Annotated in this window: 17 protein-coding genes and 4 pseudogenes; 10 read left to right on the top strand and 11 right to left on the bottom strand. The window is 62.7% G+C overall.

From position 1 onward, the window contains the following. The 5 genes and pseudogenes from NF20_RS20045 to NF20_RS20025 all read right to left on the bottom strand — a co-directional run. The coding region (locus NF20_RS20045) for a reverse transcriptase domain-containing protein (protein WP_416332329.1) at positions 1–818 on the bottom strand (818 nt) is incomplete at its 3' end. Positions 819–1,430: 612 nt separating this feature from the next. After that, a pseudogene (locus NF20_RS26645) lies at positions 1,431–2,159 on the bottom strand (IS30 family transposase); the annotation flags it as partial. A 323-nt stretch (positions 2,160–2,482) separates the two neighbouring features. After that, positions 2,483–3,610, bottom strand: coding sequence for an integrase (locus tag NF20_RS20035; protein ID WP_007172300.1), 1,128 nt, complete (start codon positions 3,608–3,610; stop codon positions 2,483–2,485). 140 nt (positions 3,611–3,750) lie between these two features. Then, on the bottom strand, positions 3,751–4,074 hold the full coding sequence (locus NF20_RS20030; RefSeq protein ID WP_007172299.1) for a helix-turn-helix domain-containing protein: 324 nt from the start codon (positions 4,072–4,074) through the stop codon (positions 3,751–3,753). Further along, positions 4,071–5,147 (bottom strand): tyrosine-type recombinase/integrase, encoded by a 1,077-nt coding sequence (locus NF20_RS20025; protein ID WP_007172298.1) that lies wholly within the window; start codon positions 5,145–5,147, stop codon positions 4,071–4,073. Before NF20_RS20025 ends, NF20_RS20030 begins: the two co-directional genes overlap by 4 nt. A gap of 457 nt (positions 5,148–5,604) precedes the next feature. On the opposite strand from NF20_RS20025, the pseudogene NF20_RS28360 reads away from it, so the two are divergent. The 3 genes and pseudogenes from NF20_RS28360 to NF20_RS20015 form a co-directional block, all read left to right on the top strand. Further along, positions 5,605–5,718, top strand: a pseudogene (locus tag NF20_RS28360) (hypothetical protein); the annotation flags it as partial. A 119-nt stretch (positions 5,719–5,837) separates the two neighbouring features. Next, positions 5,838–6,449, top strand: a complete 612-nt coding sequence (locus NF20_RS20020) for a hypothetical protein (protein ID WP_087139652.1) — start codon at positions 5,838–5,840, stop codon at positions 6,447–6,449. Then, complete coding sequence (locus NF20_RS20015; protein ID WP_033717424.1) at positions 6,434–7,057, top strand: hypothetical protein; 624 nt, start codon at positions 6,434–6,436, stop codon at positions 7,055–7,057. Before NF20_RS20020 ends, NF20_RS20015 begins: the two co-directional genes overlap by 16 nt. Positions 7,058–7,702: 645 nt before the next feature. Here the strand turns inward: NF20_RS20015 and NF20_RS20010 are convergent. After that, complete coding sequence (locus NF20_RS20010; RefSeq protein WP_033717422.1) at positions 7,703–8,284, bottom strand: TetR/AcrR family transcriptional regulator; 582 nt, start codon at positions 8,282–8,284, stop codon at positions 7,703–7,705. 65 nt (positions 8,285–8,349) lie between these two features. Here NF20_RS20010 and NF20_RS20005 point away from each other — a divergent pair, with 65 nt between their 5' ends. The 3 genes from NF20_RS20005 (at position 8,350) to NF20_RS19995 (ending at position 12,997) form a co-directional block, all read left to right on the top strand. After that, positions 8,350–9,543 carry a cytochrome P450 gene (locus NF20_RS20005; protein WP_007172294.1) on the top strand — a complete coding sequence of 398 codons (1,194 nt, stop codon included), beginning with the start codon at positions 8,350–8,352 and terminating at the stop codon, positions 9,541–9,543. 104 nt (positions 9,544–9,647) lie between these two features. Then, positions 9,648–10,067, top strand: a complete 420-nt coding sequence (locus NF20_RS20000; RefSeq protein WP_007172563.1) for an MmpS family transport accessory protein — start codon at positions 9,648–9,650, stop codon at positions 10,065–10,067. Then, on the top strand, positions 10,064–12,997 hold the full coding sequence (locus NF20_RS19995) for an RND family transporter (RefSeq protein WP_007172562.1): 2,934 nt from the start codon (positions 10,064–10,066) through the stop codon (positions 12,995–12,997). The genes NF20_RS20000 and NF20_RS19995 overlap by 4 nt, the downstream gene beginning before the upstream one ends. A 50-nt stretch (positions 12,998–13,047) precedes the next feature. Here the strand turns inward: NF20_RS19995 and NF20_RS27370 are convergent. Further along, positions 13,048–13,204: pseudogene (locus tag NF20_RS27370) on the bottom strand (DUF5078 domain-containing protein); the annotation flags it as partial. 245 nt (positions 13,205–13,449) lie between these two features. Next, on the bottom strand, positions 13,450–14,091 hold the full coding sequence (locus NF20_RS19990) for a TetR/AcrR family transcriptional regulator (RefSeq protein WP_007172204.1): 642 nt from the start codon (positions 14,089–14,091) through the stop codon (positions 13,450–13,452). An 804-nt stretch (positions 14,092–14,895) separates the two neighbouring features. Between NF20_RS19990 and NF20_RS19985 the strand changes: the two genes are divergently transcribed. Together NF20_RS19985 and NF20_RS19980 are read left to right on the top strand one after the other, a co-directional pair. After that, positions 14,896–17,982 carry an RND family transporter gene (locus NF20_RS19985; RefSeq protein WP_170945430.1) on the top strand — a complete coding sequence of 1,029 codons (3,087 nt, stop codon included), beginning with the start codon at positions 14,896–14,898 and terminating at the stop codon, positions 17,980–17,982. Continuing rightward, on the top strand, positions 17,979–18,875 hold the full coding sequence (locus NF20_RS19980; RefSeq protein ID WP_033717417.1) for an alpha/beta fold hydrolase: 897 nt from the start codon (positions 17,979–17,981) through the stop codon (positions 18,873–18,875). The genes NF20_RS19985 and NF20_RS19980 overlap by 4 nt, the downstream gene beginning before the upstream one ends. A 114-nt stretch (positions 18,876–18,989) precedes the next feature. Here NF20_RS19980 and NF20_RS19975 read toward each other — a convergent pair whose 3' ends face one another. After that, positions 18,990–19,436 (bottom strand): DUF6188 family protein, encoded by a 447-nt coding sequence (locus tag NF20_RS19975; RefSeq protein ID WP_007172201.1) that lies wholly within the window; start codon positions 19,434–19,436, stop codon positions 18,990–18,992. An 84-nt stretch (positions 19,437–19,520) separates the two neighbouring features. Further along, positions 19,521–20,123 carry a TetR family transcriptional regulator gene (locus NF20_RS19970; RefSeq protein ID WP_088295654.1) on the bottom strand — a complete coding sequence of 201 codons (603 nt, stop codon included), beginning with the start codon at positions 20,121–20,123 and terminating at the stop codon, positions 19,521–19,523. A 428-nt stretch (positions 20,124–20,551) separates the two neighbouring features. On the opposite strand from NF20_RS19970, the gene NF20_RS19965 reads away from it, so the two are divergent. Next, on the top strand, positions 20,552–21,151 hold the full coding sequence (locus NF20_RS19965; RefSeq protein WP_033717415.1) for a TetR family transcriptional regulator: 600 nt from the start codon (positions 20,552–20,554) through the stop codon (positions 21,149–21,151). A 159-nt stretch (positions 21,152–21,310) separates the two neighbouring features. On the opposite strand, the gene NF20_RS19960 is transcribed toward NF20_RS19965, so the two are convergent. Beyond that, positions 21,311–21,988 (bottom strand): hypothetical protein, encoded by a 678-nt coding sequence (locus NF20_RS19960; RefSeq protein WP_174814221.1) that lies wholly within the window; start codon positions 21,986–21,988, stop codon positions 21,311–21,313. A 391-nt stretch (positions 21,989–22,379) separates the two neighbouring features. Between NF20_RS19960 and NF20_RS26640 the strand changes: the two are divergent. Then, positions 22,380–22,958, top strand: a pseudogene (locus tag NF20_RS26640) (IS30 family transposase); the annotation flags it as partial. Between the last annotated feature and the right edge of the window lie 187 nt (positions 22,959–23,145).

The raw sequence follows: 23,145 nt of genomic DNA, 5'->3' as shown, positions 1-23,145 counted from the left end.
CGTTTGCGATGGGCATCTCGCCGCTGAGATGTCCGATGGGCATCCCATTTCACACGGAAATGTGCGTCCAACACCGTCAGAGCGATGTTGGCCAGCAGCGGTGAGAGTATGCCACCCTGGGGTGTGCCGGTATCAGATTCCCTGACCGTTCCGTCGCCAGACATGATGCCCGCCTTCAGGAATGCCTTGATCAGGGCCAGGACCCGCTTGTCGACGATCCGCGTGCGTACTCGTTCCATGATGGCGGAGTGAGCCAGTTCGTCGAAACACGCCGCGATGTCAGCCTCGAAGACCCAGTGATAGTTCCGGGTCCCCAAAGCATGTATCTCGGCGATCGCGTCCTGAGCGCGACGTCGGGGACGGAAACCGTAACTGACCGGCTCGAAATCCGCCTCGAAGATCGGCTCCAACACCAACAGCAACGACGCTTGAACCGTGCGGTCCATCGCCGTGGGAATACCGAGCCGCCTGAGTTTGCTGCTCCCTGGTTTGGGAATGAGTATCTCCCGCACCGGAAGTGGAGCAAATGTCCGTGCCTTCAGTTCGGTTCGAACGTGGCTCAGGAACGCCACCGTCTCGGCATCTCCGGTTATGGACGCAGGAGTCAGCCGGTCGACACCGGCTGAGCGTGCGCCCTTGTTGCCCCGCACCCGTTCCCACGCGACGGTGAGAAAGTCCGGGTGGTGGACGAGGTTGAACACATCATCAAAGCGGCGGTCGGAATCTTCGACCGCCCAGTGGTGCAGCTTGCGTTGCATCTGTCGTACCTGCCATGCCGCCTGATCGGGATCGGGCCATGACAGCTCACCGGTATTCACCAGTGCCTCCGTTCGTGTCGTGTTCGCTGCATCAATTCCGCTGGGGCCCTTCGCCATGCACGAGGCTTTCCCCCGCTCGGACTACTACGGCCCCTCCGCCCCACCGCGTGGCCATCGACAGACGACGCGTCAACCCGGATTCGGCGCCCTCGGCTGAGGACGACGACACGGGAGCCTCGCGATGGTTCCCACGTTCACTGCTGACCGCTCGAGGAGGGAGGTGCCCAGCTATGCCCCTGCGATATCGCCACGGCTACGCCGCAGGCATTCACCGTGGCCTCCAGCGGCAGCGACCTAAACCGCAGCCGGAGTTCCCAACACCGAGACGCCAGTGGTGTTGGTGCGCATCGCAGACCAGCCCGAATCCACCGGGTTAGAGCTGGCGGGAGACTTGAGAGGCGTTAAAACACTGGTTCCTCGCGTACACCTTCTCCTCATGCTTGCCGGACCCAGGCCATCCGGTAGTGCCGGCCTGTCCCGTCGTTGTCGGGGCTGCTTACCACCCTCGCCGGCGTCTCCCGGTCCAGGCTGCCCCCAGCTTCGTTACGCTGCTGCGACAGCACAACGGCGCAGGTCTCTCACCTCCGCTCGGTCACACAGCGCCTCGTGGCGCACAAGGTCGCCTTCCCAGTGGCCGGCTTCAGACCGGTCGACAGCCGAGAAGGACCGGTCGTGGATGGTGAGCATCGGCTGCTGGAACCGCGGCCGCCGGCAACTCTGGCGGTGATGCGCTCGGCGGTGATCTCGACCGGTGCGCAGCGGTGAGCGTCGGTGCGGCGCTAATCGCGAGGGCCGCATGAAACGTGAATTCGGTTGATAGACAGCTTGATAGATGCTTTCGTGGCATAACCACATCGATGAATCATCGGGGAAGCGGTGGCGGAGGTGACGGCTGATCTGTTGGGGGCTCCAACGCTGAAGAAGCAGCTCGGCGACCGCGTTACCGAGCTGGTCGTTGGTGTCGACCCGACGGCGGTGGTGACGTGCTCGTCGCGCGGTGGCTCGCCGGTGGGCATCGAAGGGCTGATATCCGCGGCCGGCTGGTGCGTTGCGCCGTAGCTCCCTCGAAATCGTCGACGGCGCTCGACCGAGTCGGGTGGCGATCGTCCGCACCCTCAGCCCTGAGTGATGCAGATCGGCGATCTCGATGCGCTCGTCCTGGGACAGGTATCGCGTGCTGATCTGGCGGACCGCTAGTCGATCTAGCGGCGGGACGAACCCGACCGCGACGCCGTTGCGGTAGGTCTTGTAACCGCGTGTCCAGTTCGTCGCAGCGGACCGGGACACACCGACTTCGCGGGCCGCGGCCCGCACGCTCCACCCGCGAGCCCGCAACTCCATGAACCGCTGACGCTTGGCCGACTGCGGACGACGTCCCGGCCCCTTCTTCACCCGACGCGACGATGCCAACACAACCTCCAGAATCTAGAGAAGTGTTGCGACCGCACCTAGAAACCACCGCGTCGACACGGGGTCAGTTTTCAGACGACGCCGACACTGTCAAGCGGCAATACGACCGAATCGAATATGGCGGGTTACCAGTGAGTTTCCCGTGAGTTCAGCCGGATTGAAGCGATTTCAGTTGGAACCCACGGCCTTTCGGCTGTGAAGGTTCATAACTGCGGCGGGTTCGCGGGCCCTGAGTCTGGCGGCGTTGGGTGGCACTACGGTTCTACCGGCTGCTCGAGTTCGTCGCTGAGCAGCCGTTCGGCCACGGTGGTGTAGCGCCGTGCGGTGTTGTGGGAGATGCCGAAGACGAGAGACAGGTGCAGTGGGTCCGGGCCTGCGGTCAGCGCTTCGTGAAGGATTCGGTCGGCACGGATGCGTTCGATCGTGAATCCATTGTCGCTCAACGATGGTTTCACCGATTTTTGACTGACCGGCGTTGTGCGCAATGCAGTTTTCGTCGTGAGTAGAACGTGCCGGTTCGGAGTGTGGGGCCATCTGTCCCGGCGGTGGTCGAGCCATGTGTTCAGCGCGATGTGGGTGAGCTCACCGAGCCGTTGGTTGTGTCCGGCAAGGGTGATCCGCCGGTTCGGCAGGTCGATGTCGTCGAGCGTGAGTTTGCGTATAACGGCTGTGCGGCAGGCATGTTCGACGCTCAGCGCCACGACGAGGCGTTCAAGCGGTTCGCTGGCGAGCTGTTCGATCGAGCGCACCTCGTCATCGGTGATGGGCAGGAGGTCCTGGTCTACTGGTTGGCTCTTCAAACCCGCTGTTGGGTTGCTGAAGACCAGAGCATTCTTCTTGGCGTGCCGGAACAGCGACCGCAGCGCCTTGATCAGATTGTGGCGCTGGTTTCCCTGAAACGGCCGCAGCGCCGCGTCGACGTCGGCCCTGGTGACCTCCCTGAGATGCTCGTAGGAGGTGGACCAGTGCGCGAGAAGGGGCTTGACCGAGCCGAAGTAGCTGTAGAGCGTCCTCGGTGATCGTGGGCGAGCACGTGCGCCGCCGACCAACAGGGTAAGGAGCCAGTGGTGGGCCGGCTCGGCGAATCCTGGCGGAAGTTCCGCGGTGACGCGGTCGATCCAGGCACGGATCGGAGGTTCGGTGTCGTCTTTCAGCAGGTCGAAGTGGGATAGGATTTCGACGAGCCTGCGACGGGACGCGAGCCGATGCGGCCGGGTTCGAACCTCGGTGAGCGGCACGCGATCACCGGTGGGCCGACCGGCCAGAAGGGTGAGCAGGGCGTCGAGGCATCGGTTTGTGGTCTCACCGCACCAATCGTGGGCGGCACCGAGTTCCCGGGCGTGTATCGCGGCGGCCGCGAGCACGGGGTCGTCGGATTCCAAGGCTGGATGCCGCCGGGGCGGGCGAGCAGGCAGTCCCGCCTTTCTGCGTTGGTAGGACGCTCTTCTTGAACAGCTTCTGCCGCAGTATTTTTGGTCGCGGCGACTGTTGGCAGGCAGCGCAGTCCCGCAGTGCAGGCAGTTCATCGCGGCGGCAGCGACCTGCCGGCGCGAGTGCGCGGCGTGACCGACCGGGCCTCACCGACCGCCGCTGACTCGTCGTCGGTGACGGGCGTGGCCGCTGCCACGGTTTCGGGTTCGGGAATCAGCAACTCGTCGACCCCGCAGCCGAGGACGGCGCAGATGACGTCCAGGTCGTTCAGTTTGATGGCGTTGGGGTTGCCCGACCACAGGCCCGACATCTTGCCGGCGCTGATGACCAGACCGCGGTCGGCGAGCATCCGCTGGAGTTCGCTGGCCTTCCAGATGCCGCGATTGGCCGCGGCCAATCGCAGGTTCCATTTCATCGAGCGAGTCCTTTCCATCGATCGGCGACCCGGCGTTGCCCGGTGACCCAGGCATCTTCGACGTGGGTGGCGTGCACGTGGATATACCGAGCCGTTGTGCCCGTCCAGGCGTGACCTAATAGTTCCTGGATCGCGAATAGGTTCATACCGGCCAGATAAAGCTGGGATGCGCAGAAATGCCGCAGCACATGCGGTGTCAGCTTCCCCGACCACCTCGGCAGATATCGGTCGGTGGCCTCGGCCAGGGCGCGGCGATAGACGTCGGCGGTCGCGCGCATACACGTCCCGTCGATGTTCTTGCGTTCGGACGGAAACAGCGGCGCAGCATGGTTTTTCGGGTCGACATCGAACAGGCCCAGCACGTCTTCGATGAACCACTGCAGGCTGCGGTCGGCGCCGTTGATCAGTGGCACTACCCGCGGCTTGGGACCTTTGCGACGAGATCCCTTGCCATGACGGACGTTCAGCTTGCCGAACCGGCCCAGCTCCCAGCGCACGTCATCCAGGTCGAGCATCCGCGCCTCGTTGATCCGCAATCCGACATCGGCCACCAGGCGAGCCACGGCGTAGTTTCGGGCGGTCGGGGCGAACTTGCGGCAGGTGACCAGCTCCCCGCGCCACCCCGCGAACAGCTGCTCCACCTCGTCGGCGGTCGGCGGGATGCGCAGCTGCGGATCCACCCACGCCCGCGGTCGGTTGATCTCATCGAGCGGGCACTCGATGACCCGGCCGCTGAGATTGTGCAACTCGACCTTGTGACGCAGTTCGAGGAACTGAAAGTACACCGTCAGCGCGGCCGCCCGCCCGGTCCGAGTCGACGCCCGGGCATCACGCAGCACCTTGCCGAAGTAGGTGTCGGCGTCAGCAGGCTGGATCTCCCACAGCGGCCGACCGAACCAGTCCCGGATCAGCTCAAGGTGATTCACGTCGTTGCGGATGGTCGAGTCGACCAACCCGGCCGATGCCCGGGCAAGGACGAATCCGGCCAGCACATCGGTCTCGAAGCCGGCGAGCTCATCCTCGGTCGCCGGTGCCCGCTGCTCCCTCAGGTCCCGCACGACAGCCAGAGCCAACCCACGCCTCCTCAACTTCACCCACAGTGAAGAATCATCAGCTGATCAGTTATCCAGTCGGCAAAGATGATGCCACTTCATTCGCGGGTTTTGCAGCAGGGACACGCCCACAACAGCTGGTCCAGGCACTCGACGGGCTGGCGCACACCACTCGGTGGCTCAGGAACCCGTCGACTGTTGGTTAACTACCGCATATAGCGCAATCGGTTGTACTTCAACGTAGTCGAGCGCCACTATACATTCCCGATAATCCGCCGCCATACGCATCGCACGCTCTTGCAACCGGTTTCGACGTGATGCAGCGAGTGTGGCACTAACGCATTGTGATTCACTCGATGAGTCAATTCCTAGGGCCGATAACCGGGCGAGCGGTCGAGCGGGCGGGCGTTTCCAGCAAACGCTCCTGCCTGTGGTCCTACTGCGCAGCCGCTCCCCCGCCGGGGGATTGGAGCCTGCTTTGGCCCGCCAACCCGAAGCCCAACAACGCATGTTCGTGCCCTTCCTCATCACGGTGGGCCTCGTCGAAGCAGCGACCTGGGAACGTCTCCCTACGACAAGGTGGAGACCGTAGCCACCGTCCGCCGACACCGCGGACCGCGAGGGGCGCAGCGTTGATCAATGAAATTGACCACCGCTGCGAAAATGCCGAAATGCGCCCCATGCTGCGGCGATCGCCCTATCGTTTGTGCCATGACGGGGGTAGGCATGCCGGCGTGGCCGGCAACAATGGCAGCATTCGTGCTCGAACTCGCCGGGATCGTGCCACCGCTAGATCCAAGAGTGCGAAATGAATTGGCTCAAGACGAAGAGAGTGTCGAGCTCGCGCAGCGTCTAGCGGAAGAACCCTCGCTACAAGATATCGTGTTCTCGGATGCGGATCATCCGTCGCTCCACACCCCTACCGTATTGTCTTTCACCGCAGAATCGTGGGCTCAGGCGCGCTCAGGTCTGGGCATCGTTGAGCGGGGTCAGGGCGAGCGCATCGCGGCCATCTGGCACACGGCGGTTCCGCTGGTCAACGGTGACTACCTGTTGACCCCGGATCCGGGTCACCCTGAAGCGGTGTCGTTCTATCGAGCCACGCGCAATGACGACGAGGGTGCGATCGATTTTCGCGTGGGCACTGCGTCGAGGGGCCCGTATGAGGTCGTGTGGGAGGACAACGACGACCGCTGCCATCTCAGACGATTCTTCAACGGCCTCTTGCAATGCAAGGTGGTCGGGTGCAGCGAGGTGTGTCATAGAGGCATCGAGGTGGACCCCATAACGGGCGCACAGTCATTTCCGTGCGGGTGTCCCTGATGTTCGGCATCGACTGGATTATTTGGGGCGTCATCATTGCCGCCGCCACGTTGGGGGCCGCAATCGGCGTGCCGGTCGTCCTCTACATCCGTCAGAACCGCGCCAACATCACGGTGACAAGCGAATTCGACAAGACCGGGTTCGTGGAAGTCGTCCTCGCCAAGGAGGGAAGCGGGGCCGCGCAAGTCGATTCGGTTGAACTCATGGCAGCTGGCACCAACACCAAGCTGCCATTAATCGGACGTTCCAAAACTGGTGCCGGGCCAATCAACTTCGATGGCGGCAAAGCCAAGATTCGCGTCTACTTCACACTCACCAGCGGGGCGAGTGCAACCGATGCCATCGAGGTACACGTCGAACACAAAGGCAAATCGTCGAGGGTCAAGTCCACCTGGACGACCAAGACCATATCTCCCCAGGCTGGCACCGAAATGATCGATCTGCGCGACCCGATTGAACCCGAAGCAGACACCACTACGAAAAAGGCGCCTGGCACTGCTGGTACTGGCACGACTGGGGCGAATCCGCCAGCAGCTCAATCAAATACACCCGCGCCAGGACTTTCCAACCCGCAGCGTGACACAGACGATCCCGACGTCAAGACGTAGAGCGTCCATCACGTCGAGGTCTCCCCCGGCGCCTCCAAGGAAGCCCGGTCGCGGAGGTTCGCGGCTGTGGCCCACACAACGGAAGGCCGTCGGGGACAGCCTTCGGGTGAGGATCCACCGGCGATACCGAATATCGCGATGTGGACATCCCACGTTGCCGAGACGCGGGTCGGATTGGCCATATCTGACTATTGCGGCCGCCGCCCGGCGGAGCCATTCGAGACCTGGATGCTTCGAGGCTGTGCCACGCCTCCGTAGCCCTGGCAAGTCCCCCGTCTGACGCTAATTTTGCCCGCGGCCACGGGCTACTTGACCCGTCGCGTGCGGGCGCATGGTTGGTGTGCGACGACCATCGAGACTTTGCACAGTGCACGAAACACCAAGGGGCGGTGTGTAAGTCGTGTGTTGGCACTGTGCTGGTGGAGTGGTCGTATTCGAAACCTGCGGTATTGCCGTGGTGGGCTAGCGGTTTTCGGGTCCGACGTTCTGGCTGCACTGGTCAGGTGCCCGGATCTCGCCGGCCGCGCACCTCCATCGGACGCGGGCGTTCTGGGGGTGAGCTGTTGGGGTAGGAGATGTTCAGAAATGCTCAAAGTCGTTGACTATCGAGCACAGGCGTGGTCGCAGATTGGTCTGCGGGGGGAGCTAGCGTGGCCGTATGCCGGTAAACACGACGTCGTGGATTGTTCGTGCGATTAGATCTTCGTCGAGCGTATCGTCGGTGATTAGGTAGGTCAGTGCGCTGGTGGTGACTGCACCGAATAGCGCGATGGCGGCAGCTCTGGGGTTGTCGAGAGCCTCGAGTGAACGGTCGTTAGCGCCCGCGCGAAGCAAGGTCTCGACGGGTTCGAAGTAGGCGGTGCTGATCATGTTGGCGATGGCGGGCATGCGGGCGGCGCGGCCCAGTTCTCCTATGAGGGCGCGACAGACAGCGGGCCGCTGGGCCATCACGCGCAGTTGGGCACTGATGACGTCGTGCAGGCGTTGGGCGGCGGCGCCGTCTGCCTCGACGATCGCGGTGACCTCGTGCGCGACGTGTTGTAGGGCGTCTTCGAGGAGGAAGGCGAGTATTTCTTCTTTGCCGGCGAAGTAGTAGTAGAGCGTGGCCTTGGCGATGCCCGTGGTCGCGGCGACGTCTTCGATCTTTGTGTCGTTGAGCCCGCGCTCGGCGAAGAGTTCGGCCGCGGCAGGCAACCGGTCGGCAATCTGAGCGGGAATCTTCCGCATAAAGTCCTCCCCTCGGTTTAAACTCTCAGTCTAAACCGACGTTCTGCAATGTGGCAGGAGACGCTATGTCGACGGTACAACTTCGCTACGATCCCTTTGACGCGGAAATTCAGGACGACCCCTACCCCGTCTACCGGCAGCTACGCGACGCGGCACCGGTCTATCACGCCGCCGATACCAACACCTGGGTACTTAGTCGCCACGCGGATGTCATCAGCGCGCTGCTTGACCATCACAGCTACTCGTCGGTCGACGGAGTATTTCCGACTCCACCGGGCTCGACTTTTCGCGAATCGCTGCTGCCGATGATGATTTTGATGGATCCCCCGCGACACGATCAGCTGCGGGCATTGGTTAGCAAGGCCTTCACCCCGCGACGAATCGCGGCGCTGACGTGCGCGATCGAGGACCTCGCTGATCAGTTGACGGCCGGCCTGATCCAGGAAGCCAGTTCGGCCGATTTCGTCGCCGACTTCGCAGCTGTACTACCGGCGATGGTGATCGCTGATTTGCTCGGTGTGCCGCGCGAGGACCGTACACAATTTCGGCGATGGTCGAACGCGTTGGTGCAGTCCAATCCCACCCACGGCGAGACCGGCGAGGCTTTGGCAGCCGCGGCCGCGATCTATGGCTACTTCACCGATTTCCTCGCCGACCGCCGCGGCCAACCGCGCGACGATTTGATGTCAGCGTTGGTGTGTGCCGAGATCGACGGAAAGCACCTTAGTGACGACGAACTGCTTGGCTTTTGCTTGCTGCTGCTGATCGCCGGTCATGAGACGACGTCGAATCTGCTGGCCAACGCCGCGGTGGTACTGGCCGACTATCGCGACACCCGCCACCGGCTGGCTGGCGATGAGAGCTTGCTCGGGGCAGCTGTTGAGGAGCTGCTGCGGTATGACTCACCGGCTCAAGGACTTTCGCGAACGTTGACCCGCGACGTGACAGTGCATGGCGTCACAATGTCGGCGGGTGATTCGGTGCTGTTGTTGTTCGGCTCGGCTAATCGTGACGAACGCGTGTTCGCTGATCCCGACGTGTTTGACATCGGGCGCAAACCCGAACACCAAGTGGCATTCGGCCGAGGCATTCACTTCTGTCTCGGTGCGTCCTTGGCCCGGATGGAGGCCCGGATCGCGTTGCGCGCCTTGCTGGCCCGCGTGCCCAACTGGGAAGTCGACTTGGGCCGCGCGCAGCGCCTGCGGTCGGGCCCGATCCGGGGCTATTTGTCGTTGCCGATCTCCTGGTCGGCGAACTAGCCGCGCTGCGGTCCAATTGGCTGTGACCGACCCGGTCGAATGGGCGGTGGGGCGCCCAACTAGCGGGAGATGGTTGGCTGGGGAGGATTCACGTTGGCGCTGCGATGAAGAAAATGTGGATCGTCCTGGTCATCGTGGCGGTGGTGGCGGTAGCGGGCTTCTGCGTACTGCGGCTTCGCACCTTTTTCGGCGTCCACGACGATCAGACGATGACCAGCGGCATCGCCGATGAGATCAAGCCGTTCAATCCCAAGCGCGTGGTTTACCAGGTTTATGGTCCCCCGGGGACGGTGGCCAACATCAACTACTTGGACATCAATGCCCAGCCCCAGAAAGCTAGCAACGTGCCTTTGCCCTGGACGCTCTCGGTTACCTCGACGCTGCCCTCGGTGAGCGTCAACATCGTCGCGCAGGGCGACAGCAACCAAATCGGCTGCCGGATCATCGTGGACGAGGTGGTCAAGGACGAAAGGTCGAGTCAGGGTATGAATGCGCAAACGTTCTGCATAGTGAAGTCCGCATGACCGATGACCGGGCCGCAGGGCTGCCGCATATGCCGGTTTTCGCGCGAACGGTCCACAAACTCGCGGTGCCCGTCGTCTTTGCCTGGGTGGGGCTTGTCGTCGTCCTCAGCGTCTTGGTTCCATCGCTGGACGCGGTCGCCGAAGAACACACCGTGTCGATGAGCCCCAAGGACGCGCCGTCGATGCAAGCGATGAAGCACATCGGCAAAGTATTCAACGAATTCAACAGTGACAGTGCGGTCATGATCGTGCTGGAAGGTGACAAGCCGCTGGGCGATGAGGCCCACCATTTCTACGACCAGATCGTCCGCAAACTCGAGGCTGACACGAAACACGTCCAGCACGTCCAGGACTTCTGGGGGGATCCGCTGACGGCCGCCGGTTCGCAAAGCTCCGACGGCAAGGCCGCCTATGTGCAGGCGTATCTTGCTGGTAACCAGGGCGAGAGCCTGGCCAGCGAGTCTGTCGCGGCGGTCCGCAAGATCGTGGACAGCGTGCCTGCGCCGTCGGGGGTCAAGGCCTATGTGACCGGCGCTGGGGCGTTGATCGCCGATCAGCACTCGGCCGGACAAAAGAGCCTCCAGAAGGTCACGATCATCACCTTCGTGGTGATCATCGTGATGTTGCTGTGGGTATACCGCTCGATTATCACCGTGTTCAGCACGTTGTTCATGGTGGTGATCGAGGTGATGGCGGCTCGGGGGGTTGTCGCTTTCCTGGCCTACAACAACATCATGGGATTGTCGACCTTCGCGGTTAATATTTTGGTGCTGTTGGCCATCGCCGCTGGGACAGACTATGCGATCTTTATTCTCGGCCGATATCAAGAGGCGCGCGGCCTAGGCGAGGACCGCGAAAAAGCCTTCTACACCATGTTCCACGGAACCGCGCACGTCGTCCTTGGCTCTGGCCTGACTATTGCCGGTGCGATGTATTGCCTGAGCTTTACCCGGCTTCCGTATTTCCAGACTATGGGTATCCCTTGTGCGGTCGGGATGCTGGTCGCCGTTGCTGCCGCGCTGACCTTGGGTCCGGCGGTCCTGACCGTCGGCAGTTTCTTCAAGCTGTTCGATCCTAAGCGCAAGATGCGGACCCGGGGATGGCGACGGGTGGGCACCGCGATCGTGCGCTGGCCCGGGCCAATTCTCGCGGTGTCAGTCGCGATCGCCCTCATCGGTCTACTCGCCCTACCCGGTTATCAAACCAATTACGACAACCGGCTGTATTTACCCCCGAGCGTCCCCGCGAATATCGGCTACGCCGCCGCCGAACGGCATTTCCCCGCGTCCCGGATGAATCCGGAATTGTTGATGATCGAGACCGATCACGACATGCGCAACCCGGCGGGCATGCTGGTGTTGGACCGGATCGCCAGGGGGGTCTTCCACATCCCGGGTGTCGCGCGCGTCCAGGCGATCACCCGGCCGCTGGGAACGCCGATCGAGCACACCTCAATCCCGTTCCAGATCAGCATGCAAAACACCACGCAGGTCGAAAACCAGCAGTACATGCACCAGCGCATGGACGACATGCTCAAGCAGGCCGACGCGATGCAACAGTCCATCGACACCATGCAGCGCATGTACAACATCACCTCGCAGATGGCCGCGGTCACCCACCACATGGACGGCCTCACGCATGAAATGTTGGATGTCACAAACACATTGCGCGACAACATCGCCAACTTCGATGATTTCTTCCGGCCGATTCGCAGCTACTTCTACTGGGAAAAGCACTGCTTCGACATCCCGGGCTGCTGGTCGCTGCGATCCCTCTTCGACGCGCTCGACGGTCTGGATCAGATCACCGAAAAATTCACCTATCTTGCCGGCGACATATCTCAGCTGGACGCCTTGATGCCGCAGATGCTGGCGCAGATGCCGCCCATGATCGCCACCATGACGACCATGAAGCAAATGATGCTGACCATGCACAGCTCGATGTCGTCGCTGTATGACCAGATGGACGTGATGAGCCAAAACTCGACCGCCATGGGCCAGGCCTTCGACGCCGCCAAGAACGACGACTCGTTCTACATCCCGCCGGAAGTCTTCGACAACCCCGACTTCAAGCGCGGTCTGAAGATGTTCCTGTCGCCGGACGGGCACGCGGCCCGCTTCATCATCTCCCATGAAGGGGATCCCGCGACCCCGGAAGGCATTTCGCACGTCGAGCCGATCAAGAACGCAGCCAAGGAAGCCATCAAGGGAACTCCGCTGGAGGGCGCCAAGATCTACCTTGCCGGCACCGCCGCGGTCTACAAGGACATGCGCGACGGCTCCAAATACGACCTGATGATCGCGGCAATAGCTGCGGCCAGCCTGATTTTGATCATCATGCTGATCATCACCCGAAGCCTGGTCGCCGCGGTCACCATCGTGGGCACGGTGCTGATCTCGTTGGGCGCCTCGTTCGGACTGTCCGTGCTGGTGTGGCAGGACATCATCGGCTTCAAACTGCACTGGATGGTGCTGGCGATGTCCATCATCTTGATGCTGGCCGTCGGATCCGACTACAACCTGCTGCTGGTGTCCCGTTTCAAAGAAGAAATCGGTGCCGGTTTGAAAACCGGAATCATCCGCTCGATGGCCGGCACCGGTGCGGTGGTGACGTCTGCGGGCCTGGTCTTCGCCGCCACCATGGCCTCGTTCATATTCAGCGATTTGAAAGTCGTCGGGCAGGTCGGCACCACCATCGGCCTGGGTCTGCTGTTCGACACCCTGATCGTGCGCTCATTCATGATGCCGTCCGTCGCCGCGCTGCTGGGGCGCTGGTTCTGGTGGCCGCAGCAGGTACGCACTCGCCCGGCCAGCCAGCTACTTCGGCCCTACGGGCCACGTTCGGCGGTTCGCGCCTACCTGCTGCCCCGGCAAGATGACCCGCAGTCGGCGACCACCGACCGGTTCCCGGCGGCCTCACCGCACTACTAAGGCATTGCTGAGGTGCATGCAGTCCCGACCGCGGCGGGACTAGGGCGGGGTTAGCTCCAGTTCCAGACCGACATTTCCCCGGGGAAGGTAGTTGTTGCACACGTGGGTGGACTTGGCGACAACGCCCTTGTTGTTGCAGAAGATCTTCATGTGATTGGGCCACGCGAACCAAAGCGGATCGCCGTAGACAGCCTCGGAGAACACGCGAGTTTTGCAACATCCAACGCACCTTTCTCAATAGCGCCCGACGGTCGCTAAGACATCGACCTAAACGCCTACTTTCTGCTGCACCCCGCACCAGAAGACACTTCGGCGACATAGGCCCGCTGGTGACGTTGGCGGTTGGTCTATAGGGAAACCATCAAAGACCTCACCGTCGAGCATGAAGTCCTGAAGTCTTGGAGGACAAAGTGAAGCGGCTGCTGCGGAAAGAGGGGTTTGCGGACGGTGGCCTACGATGCGGGCTCATCGGCCTTGCGGCGGTGCGCGGCGAGGAAGTCATCGACGATGCGCTCACAGTCTTGACGATCGATGGCACGCAGCCCGGTGAGTCGGGCAAACGCCACTGGCCCGACGAGTTGACACAGGATGAGCTCCGGGTCGAAATCGTCGAGGTCGGCGCGGGCTTCGGGGCTTTGCAACAGGGCATCGAATGGCTGGCGATACTGGTCGATGATCCGTGTGCGCAGCGCGTGCCGGTCGTGGGTTTCCTGGGTGCCGTTTGGTGTGCGGCCAAGCGCGACCCAGGCCAGGGTGGTGACGTGCAGCGGTGCCTCCTGGAACAGCGTGGCCTGTCGGCTCAACAGTTCGATGAGTTGGTCGCGCAACGATCCCGTCTCCGGTGCAGGGTGGACCTGCGGCAGCAGCCTTTCAAATGTGGCGGCAAGCAGTTGAGTGGAGCTGCTGAAGTGGCGATACAGGGTCGTGCGCGCGACTTTGGAGGCTTTGGTGACCGCGTCGATGGTGACGGCTTCGATGCCGCCGGCGCTCAGGAGTTTGGTGGCCGCATCCAATAGCCGGGTTCGTGAGCGCAACAGGCGCGGGTCGACGTCATCATCGTCGTCGACCGGGAATTCCAGGGTGTCGCGCTCCATGTAGTCACCGTAAACCTCGCGCGTAGCTGGCCGGCACCGAATCGCGGCTGCATCGGTCGATTGATTCGACCCCTAGACGGCTACGCTACTACTAGTAGCGTAGCGATACCACTAGTACACTTGTCTGTAAGGGTCTGTGGGGCGAAGGAGGACGCATGATCGGGCAGCGGGTCGGACGATCCCTGGTTGAGCAGCTCCAGGGCGCGGCCACCACAGGCCGGTTCGTGTGGCGGACGAACGAACTCTGCCGGCGGGCGCGAGGGGGAATCGCACAGACGGGCGGGGCTGGTCGGCGATGAATGTGCCGCTTGGGCTAACCAAGACGCATGTGTGGGCGCGGGGGGTTCGCGATTTCAGGCTGGTCCGCCGCGGTATCACTCGGCGCCTACACCGACAGCCGCCGGTTGATGACCGCGGCCGCGTTCGTCCCCGTCACTACCCTCCTCGCTCCTGCTCCTACTTGGACGACGAGTTGATGAACCGGGAAATGTATGACCACGTGCGCGACGAGCCGATCAGGTTGATCTCCCGGCTGGGATTTCGCCTGCGCCGTTCATGAAGCGGTCACTGTTTCGGAGTCGGTGCATCGTCATTGTCAAACCGCCTGTGCGCAAAGGGATCACGTGTCGCTGTACCGGACATGCTGGACCGTCGACGGCGCGTTGGTCACCGCCTGAAGCGGCTGGTTGCGCGGCGGCGATCAGAGAGCTTCGGACACCGGTGGCGGTTTCGCCGGGCAGGTAGAAGGGTACTGGTAGTACTGTTGCGATACCGTTGATTTCTTTCGAAGTAGCGGGGCGGGGGATGGCAGACAACGGGTGGGTCTCTTCGGGCGTGGCGACCTTGAGTCGCCCTGTTCGGGAGCGACTTCAAAAGGTTGCGGCCGGTGAGGGCGCGTACAGCGATCGGCTAGCGCGCTTGGCGGGTTTCAGTATCCGACATAAGGTGCTGATCATCGGCATGTGGGTGGTGAGCGCCGCTGCCCTGGCGGTGCTGTTCCCGCAGCTGGAAACCGTTGTTAGACAGCAGTCAGTGAATCTCATACCGCGCGATGCGCCATCGCTTCAGACGGTAGACCGCATGGGCGCGGCCTTCGGCGAGCAGGGATCCAAGACGACGATATTTGTCGCGATGGAGGATCCGGCGGGCCTGACTGCGCCGGTGCGCGGACGCTACAACGCGATGATTTCCCGGTTGCGTGCCGATTCGGAGCATGTGCGCTTGGTTCAAGACTTGTTGGCCGACCCAGTCACCGCAAGCCAGGCAGTCAGCCAAGACGGCAAAGCCTGGTATGTGCCGGTGGGAGTGGCCGGAACGCTGGGCGATCTCAAAGCTGCCGAATCGGTCCAGGCGGTCCGCACGATCGCCGCCCAGGCATTCAGCGGCTCACCCACCGATGTTCGCGTCACCGGGCCCCCGGCCACCTTCCGCGATCAAATCGCTTCGGCCGAAGAGGATTTGGTTGTCATCTCGGTCGCGACAGTAGGCCTGATCGCGATGATTTTGCTGGTCGTGTATCGGTCGGTGTTTACCGCCTTGCTGCCGCTGCTGGTCATCGGCGTGAGCCTGGCGGTGGGGCGCGGAGTGCTATCAGCGTTGGGCGAATCGGGCATGCCGGTGTCGCAGTTCACCATCGCCTTCATGACGGTGATCTTGCTGGGTGCCGGCACCGATTATTCGGTGTTCTTGATCAGTCGATATCACGAGCAGCGACGCCAAAACGTCCCGCCGGATCTGTCGGTGATCAACGCGACCGCCACCATCGGGCGCGTGATTTTGGCTTCGGCCGCCACCGTGGCGTTTGCGTTTCTGGCCATGGTGTTCGCGAAGTTGAGCGTGTTCGCCGCGTTGGGTCCCGCGTGCGCAATCGCCGTCTTTGTCGGGTTTGCGGCCACGGTGACTTTATTTCCCCCGGTGTTGGCGCTGGCGGCCAAACGCGGCATCGGTGAACCCAAGGCCGACCGCACACGCCGCTACTGGAACTGGATCGCCGTGGCCGTGGTGCGTCGACCCGTTCCACTGCTGGTCGCCAGTCTGGCCCTGGTGCTAGGCCTGGCGGCCGTCGCGCTGACTATGCACATCAGCTACGACGATCGCCAAGGACAGCCGGCGACCACCGCCAGCAATGAGGGGTATCACCTGCTGGACCGCCACTTTCGCAAGGACGTCATCATCACCGAATTCATGCTGGTTGAATCGCCCACTGATATGCGCACCAGCAAGGCCCTGGCCGACCTGGATGAAATGGCGTCTCGGGTCTCGCAACTGCCTGGTGTCACCAAGGTCTCCGGTGTCACCCGGCCCACGGGCGCACGCCTGGACCAGGCTCAACTGTCGTGGCAAAACGGCCAGATCGGTAACAAGATGGCCGGCGCGGTCGCCAAGGGAGACGCCCATAAGGATGACCTGGCCAAACTCACCCACGGCGCCGACCAACTCGCCGGCGGTCTCGCGCAACTGGACACCACCTTGCGCACCGCGTTGACACCGTTGACCGGGATCCTCACTCAGGCCCAGTCGAGTGGATCCCAAGTCCAGCGGTTCCGTCCGCTGCTACAGCAGCTTTCGGCTACCGCCCCTGCCGTCGACCAAGCCATCCGAACCGGTCCGGGGCTGCGTCAGCAAGCCGACCAAGCCCAAAACGCAATCGCCGCCATCGACCCGCTCGTCGGTGCGCTCAACACCTCCCCATGGTGTGCGACCACACCGGAATGCGCCCAACTCCGCGACCAGGTGCAGATCCTGGTGACCCTGCGCCATACCGGCTTCTTCAACCAGCTTGCCAACCTCGGCGACCTGTACCAGCCCGGCAGCGACACCGCGGCCGGCACCGTGGCCGACGTCCAAAACGCAATCACGTCGCTGGACAAGGCTTTCGGAGCACTCGGCGACCCTGCCGACCTGGCCGGCAACATCCGCCGCCTCCAAAGCGGCATCAGCCAACTCGCCTCCGGCGCACAGGCCCTCGCCACCGGCGTGCACACCCTGGCCGACAGCAACATCGAAATGCTGTCGGGCATGAGCCAAATCGCCACCCAACTGCAGAATTCCGCACGAACCACCGCCGGCTCAGACAACGCCAGCGGCTTCTACCTTCCCACCAATGCCTTCGAGAACCGCCAATTCGCCGACGTCGCAAAGCATTTCCTGTCGCCCGACGGCAAAACCGCGCGTTTCGCCATCGAATCCAGTTACGACCCCTACAGCAGCGACGCGATGAACCTCGCCCACAAAATCACCGAGATCGCCGATGCCGCACGACCCAACACCTCGCTGGCCAACGCCACGGTGTCGATGGCCGGATTCCCCGCCGTCAACTCCGACATCCAACGCCTGCTTTCCGCCGACTTTCATCAGCTGGCCTTTGCGACCCTCGTCATCGTCGGCCTCATCTTGGTCGTATTGCTGCGCGCCCTGGTCGCCCCGCTCTACCTGTTGGGTACCGTCGTGCTCAACTACGGCGCCGCGCTCGGACTGGGAACCCTCGTCTTTCAATATGGCCTCGGCAAGGAAATCGCCTGGCCCGTACCGCTTCTAGCGTTCATAATCCTGGTGGCCGTCGGCGCCGACTACAACATGCTGCTCATCTCGCGACTACGCGAAGAATCGACCCACAACATTCGCGTCGGCGTCCTGCGAACCGTCGCAAATACCGGCTCAGTCATCACTTCGGCCGGGCTCATCTTCGCCGCCAGCATGTTCGGCCTGATCGTCGGCTCCATCGCGATCATGATCCAAGCCGGGTTCATCATTGGCTGCGGCCTACTTCTGGATACCTTCGTCGTTCGCACGCTCACGGTTCCCGCGATCGCCACACTGCTGCGCGAAGCGAGCTGGTGGCCGCAACGGAAACCCCTGACTCACAACGGCCGACCACATCGGACCACATGACAATTAGCCAGGAGCGCATCCGCACCAGCGACGGGATCACTCTCGTGGCCGACTGCTACCGGCACGCCGCGACTCGCCCCGTCGTGCTGCTCCTCCATGGCGGCGGTCAGAACCGTCACGCGTGGGCCACCACCGCTCGTCGACTCCATTCCCACGGCTACACCGTCGTCGCCTACGACACACGAGGTCACGGCGACAGCGACTGGGACCCGATCGGACAATACGACGTCGAACGGTTCGTATCCGATCTGATCTCGGTACGAGGACACGTCAGCGCCGACAGTCCCCCCGCCGTCGTCGGCGCGTCGCTGGGTGGGCTGATCATCCTCGCTACCCATCTGCTGGCCCCACCCGACCTCTGGGCAGCCGTTGTCCTGGTCGACATCACCCCGCGGATCGAATTTCATGGAGCCCGTCGCGTCGTGTCATTCATGGCCGCCCACCCCGACGGATTCGGCTCACTCAATGACGCCGCCGACATCATCGCCGAATACAACCCCCGGCGCGCGCGACCCGAAAATCTCGACGGCCTGCACAAGGTCCTGCGGCAACGTAGCGACGGACGATGGATCTGGCGCTGGGACCCAGCGTTCATCAGCTCCAACTTCGATGTCCTGCAAGGCAATCTCATGACAGGCAGCGAGGAGTTCGACGCCATCAGCGGATTTCTCGCCGAAGGAGCACGTCGAATCACGGCCCCAACGCTGTTAGTACGCGGCGCACTGTCAGACGTAGTCTCCCAGGAAACCGTCAACGAATTCCTCCAGCTCGTCCCGCACGCCGAAACGACGGACGTCACCGGCACCGGTCACATGGTTGCCGGCGACAACAACGACGCGTTTACCGCCGCGGTCACCGACTTCCTCGACCGCACCACAAGGACCCCGACGTAAGCATCCAGCGAACCTGCACCCGCCCCGGCTGACACGTCGGACACCCATCGAGATGGCTCGATCTATCGTTCGCACGCCTTCGGCGCTTGTGCCGTCCTGTCGCCAGGCGCGCGGCTACTGATGCGCCATGGCCACTGATTGTGTTGCGTCTAAGTCATTCTCGTCAACAGGAAGGTCGTGCCGAATCACCCGGACTCGACCCCGCGGCAGACACGCCATGTAGCCGTGGCACTTGCCATAGAGCTCCCACGAAGTCGCCGCCGCATCCGGGTCGACATCGATGCGGTGGCCGCGGGAGAAACACAGATGCAGCGCACCGTCGTCGTCGCACCAGGCACGCGTGCAGATCGCTCCGGCCAGGTCCAACAGTGGCCGCTCCTCGGCCGAAAGATTGATAGGGTCGATCAACACTTCTTCCTCAGGCCAGCCTGCTGCCGGAGGGAGGGTCAGCCGCATCGGTCGGGAAATCACCAGCTGGTTGTGATCGTCCAGGTCGACTACCAGCCCTTCGTGCAGCGAGACTCGTTGCACGGTGCACTGCTCGATCCATTGCGTGTACATAACAACTCCCTTCGACGCACCGGCGAGTCACCTACCTATGCTACCGCTAGTAGCGCACCGATACTATTAGTATTGCTATGCGCTCTAGCTCGCGTTCCACGCAGCAAGAATGCGCTGCAGACCTCGATCAATGCGCTCGCGCGCCTCCGCTGCTGTCGCCCGTCCGACGACGAAAGCCATTAGATTGGCCAGCCAGATATCTGCGATGACTCCGGCGATCTGTCGCTCGCAAGCTCCCTGCGTCGGCCCACCAACCGTGCGCGCCAGCATGCTTTCGACGACGTCGGCGGCGTGTTGCACTGTCAAGGCTTCGTCTGTGCCCGCCATAACGAATGCCCGAACCACGGCCTCGGTGAGCTGCAGGTTTTGCTGCCACTCGTCGTGGAGCCGCGCTGTCAACGATCCCAGTCGGTCACTCGGGGAAGCGGCGCACGTGCTCCAGTCGCGTTCCTGATTCACCCGCTCGAACTCACGGGCGAGCAGCGTCACCAGCAGGTCGGTCTTCGACGCGAAATGGTCATACAGTGACCCGACAGTGATGCCAGCTTGCTTGGCCACCGTCTTGAGACGCACGGCCTTGAAACCGCCCGCCGTTGCGACCGCTCGGGCAGCATCGAGGATTGCGGTGCTGCCCCCGGTACCGGTCTCGGAATCTGGCGCCGCGCGGAACGGTACGTCAACCGACACTACGACTTCACTTCGGGGATAGACCTTTCGACGAGGAGGTGGCGGGATGACATTCCTCAAATCCCCCTTCGGGGAAGACGATGTCTTTGCAGACCGTTGGATATGCGTGCAGCCGCAAGCGCAACTGCAAGAGCCGCGAGTGCGGTAAACGGGGCTAGCACGAGCGTACTGGTGACACAGCCATGAGTGGGTACTGAAGCTGTGCCGTCCAGACCGCGGTGCGAAACGCGGACCCGATCGGCGGACGCTTCCGGGCGCACTCGGCAGCGAATACTCATGCGGGTAGCCGCAATTCCCCACGCAACCCACGGCACCCGACGCTGCGACACCGGCAAGGAAATACCCCCAGTACTTTCGGTTTCGCTACGCTACTGTTCGTACCATAGCTCATAATGCAGTTGGAATGTCACATTGACGAAGGTGATGGCATGCCGTCAGCAAACATCCGCTCGTTACGGGACCGACGCCGCGCCGAGTTGATCTCCGAGATCCAGAACACCGCACACCAGCTTTTCGCCGAACGCGGATTCGCTGCCGTGACAACCGAGGACATCGCGGCCGCGGCCGGAATCTCGATCAGTACCTACTTCCGCTACGCACCCACCAAGGAAGACCTGCTTGTCGCACCCGTCCGGCAAACGGTCGCCGAAATCGTTGCGTCCTACCGCGCCCAGCCGTCCGATGCATCAGCAACCGAAACTCTGATGCGTCTGCTTATCGAAACCGCTTGGGACAAAGCAAATCAGAATCTGCAATACTGGCGAGAAGCCATCCGGACCGCCCCCCACCTACTGGGCGAATCGGCGCTGATCAGCGAGAACGATAACCACCGGCTCATCGAACTGGTCGCTACGCATATGGACGTCGACGCGGTGACCGACATCCGCCCCTCGCTGCTGGTCCACACGGGTTTGGCCACTGCACAATTCATACTTCGGCGCTGGCTTAGCACGGACACCAAAACGAGTCCACCGCTCCACATTCAACTGGAACAAGCCTTGAGAATCACACTAGCCGGATTCGACTAATCGCGGACCGCGATGAACCATCGCGCTCGGCGGCAGCCGCGGCCGTTGCCACGTCCACAGCCCGGAGGACCCGGCCGGTAACCCGAAACCCCACACCATATTTGTAACGGCAACCACCGGTGATCAAATGGGCTAACCCTAGTGGGGCAGGCGCAATTGCTAGGTAGAGCCCGCTTTTCGGGTGGCAAGATACTGATTCCAGTCGCGTTTGGCATATGCCGCCCAGCGGGTCGCGGTGACGATATCGATGGCGAGTAGGTCGGCCAGAACTGCGCCCGGTAACTCGGCTGCCATTGTGATGAGGCCGGTGTTGCGACCGCCTCGGATTGTCAGGCCGCTATGTTTGAGTCGCTTGCCGAACACGCCCGAGTTGACTGGGCGGTCTGGTGTTCGTCCGGGAAACAGGAGCCGGTCCGGTGTTGAGGGTTCGGGCAGGGTCGAGCGCCGGGTTGGACGCGGCAGTTGTGCGAGCAGTTGGGCGAGCTTAGGAGGCAGCACCATTTCGTGGTCGCGCAGGGTGAGGTAGGTGTGGCCGTCCTGGGTGTGTATCTGGTTCTGTCGTAACCCGAGTACTCGCATGGTGGTGATTCCGTACAGCAGGATGAGCGCACCACTGGCGCGCACATCGATGTCAATGGTGTTGTCGTTGAGGCATCGGCGGAGTTGCTCGAGGTGCGTGGCTTCGTCGATGAACACCGAGGGCGGGCTGGGTCGGTTGGCCGGCGCGGAGGCGCCGTGGGTGATGCGACGCTGAGTTGTCCAGTGCAGGAAGGGCCGGATCTCTCGGTGTCGCCAGGTGCCGTGGGCCAACCAGTTGTCGATGTCTGCTTGGTCCATGGTGGCGAGGGTGCGTCCCCGGGTCTCGAGCCAAGCGAGGAATTCCAGTGCGACGCACACCTGGCGGCGAATGCGTGCTGCCCCGGTGTCGGCGTCGTCTGAAAACTGACCCCGTGTCCCCGGGTGGTTTCTAGGGGCGGTCGCAACACTTCTCTAGGTTCTGGAGGTTGTGTTGTCATCGTCGCGTCGCGTGAAAAAAGGCCCGGGCCGACGGCCACAGTCCGCCAAGCGTGAGCGATTTACGGAGCTGCGCGCCCGGGGCTGGTCCATCTTGGCGGCGGGTCGTGAAGTCGGTGTGTCCCGTACCGCAGCAAACAATTGGGCAAGGGGGTACAAAACCTATCGGCGTGGCGAGGCCGTGGGATTCGTGCCCGCACTCGATCGTTTGGCTGTGCGCCAGATCAGCGATCGCTATCTATCCGAAGAGGAGCGGATCGGCATCGCCGATCTGCGCCGCACGGGCATGGGTGTTCGGCAGATCGCCACCACGCTTGGCCGGGCACCATCGACCGTATCGAGGGAGTTGCGCCGCAACAGCCGCCGCGACGGCCAGTACCGGCCGTTTGAAGCCCACCGCTGGGCGGTTCAGCGCAGAGCGCGTCGTCACCAGCGGCGGGTCGACAAGAATCCCGCCCTGTGTGACCTGATCGCCGAGCTCCTCGCTCAACGGTGGAGCCCGCAGCAGATCGCCCGACACTTGCGGCGCGAATACCCCGAGGACCGATTGATGTGGTTGTGCCACGAAAGCATCTACCGGGCTGTGTACCAACCCCATTCGCGCTTGATACGGCCGCCACAGGTCAGGTCGTCACACCGGGGTCCGTTGCGCACTGGCAGGACCCATCGCCGCGCGCACCAGCGGCCGGGTCGGCGGCGTCCGAGGTTCGCCCAGCCGATGTTGTCGATCCATCAGCGGCCATTCGCTCCCGCCGACCGCAGCCAGCCGGGGCATTGGGAAGGTGACCTCGTGCGCCACGAGGCGCTGTGTGACCGAGCGGAGGTGAGAGACCTGCGCCGTTGTGCTGTCGCAGCAGCGTAACGAAGCTGGGGGCAGCCTGGACCGGGAGACGCCGGCGAGGGTGGTAAGCAGCCCCGACAACGACGGGACAGGCCGGCACTACCGGATGGCCTGGGTCCGGCAAGCATGAGGAGAAGGT

Source organism: Mycobacterium sp. MAC_080597_8934 (genome assembly GCF_000523975.1).
GTDB lineage: Bacteria > Actinomycetota > Actinomycetes > Mycobacteriales > Mycobacteriaceae > Mycobacterium > Mycobacterium avium.
The sequence above is the reverse complement of the archived record's forward strand: the minus strand, read 5'-3'. Positions and strand labels throughout refer to the sequence as shown.

What these genes read in the sequence shown, in the direction of transcription:
- NF20_RS20030 (WP_007172299.1), bottom strand. Translation starts at nt 4,074, where the DNA reads ATGAAATGGAACCTGCGATTGGCCGCGGCCAATCGCGGCATCTGGAAG.
- NF20_RS20020 (WP_087139652.1), top strand. Translation starts at nt 5,838, where the DNA reads ATGACGGGGGTAGGCATGCCGGCGTGGCCGGCAACAATGGCAGCATTC.
- NF20_RS20010 (WP_033717422.1), bottom strand. Translation starts at nt 8,284, where the DNA reads ATGCGGAAGATTCCCGCTCAGATTGCCGACCGGTTGCCTGCCGCGGCC.
- NF20_RS20005 (WP_007172294.1), top strand. Translation starts at nt 8,350, where the DNA reads ATGTCGACGGTACAACTTCGCTACGATCCCTTTGACGCGGAAATTCAG.
- NF20_RS20000 (WP_007172563.1), top strand. Translation starts at nt 9,648, where the DNA reads ATGAAGAAAATGTGGATCGTCCTGGTCATCGTGGCGGTGGTGGCGGTA.
- NF20_RS19995 (WP_007172562.1), top strand. Translation starts at nt 10,064, where the DNA reads ATGACCGATGACCGGGCCGCAGGGCTGCCGCATATGCCGGTTTTCGCG.
- NF20_RS19990 (WP_007172204.1), bottom strand. Translation starts at nt 14,091, where the DNA reads ATGGAGCGCGACACCCTGGAATTCCCGGTCGACGACGATGATGACGTC.
- NF20_RS19985 (WP_170945430.1), top strand. Translation starts at nt 14,896, where the DNA reads ATGGCAGACAACGGGTGGGTCTCTTCGGGCGTGGCGACCTTGAGTCGC.
- NF20_RS19980 (WP_033717417.1), top strand. Translation starts at nt 17,979, where the DNA reads ATGACAATTAGCCAGGAGCGCATCCGCACCAGCGACGGGATCACTCTC.
- NF20_RS19975 (WP_007172201.1), bottom strand. Translation starts at nt 19,436, where the DNA reads ATGTACACGCAATGGATCGAGCAGTGCACCGTGCAACGAGTCTCGCTG.
- NF20_RS19965 (WP_033717415.1), top strand. Translation starts at nt 20,552, where the DNA reads ATGCCGTCAGCAAACATCCGCTCGTTACGGGACCGACGCCGCGCCGAG.
- NF20_RS19960 (WP_174814221.1), bottom strand. Translation starts at nt 21,988, where the DNA reads ATGGACCAAGCAGACATCGACAACTGGTTGGCCCACGGCACCTGGCGA.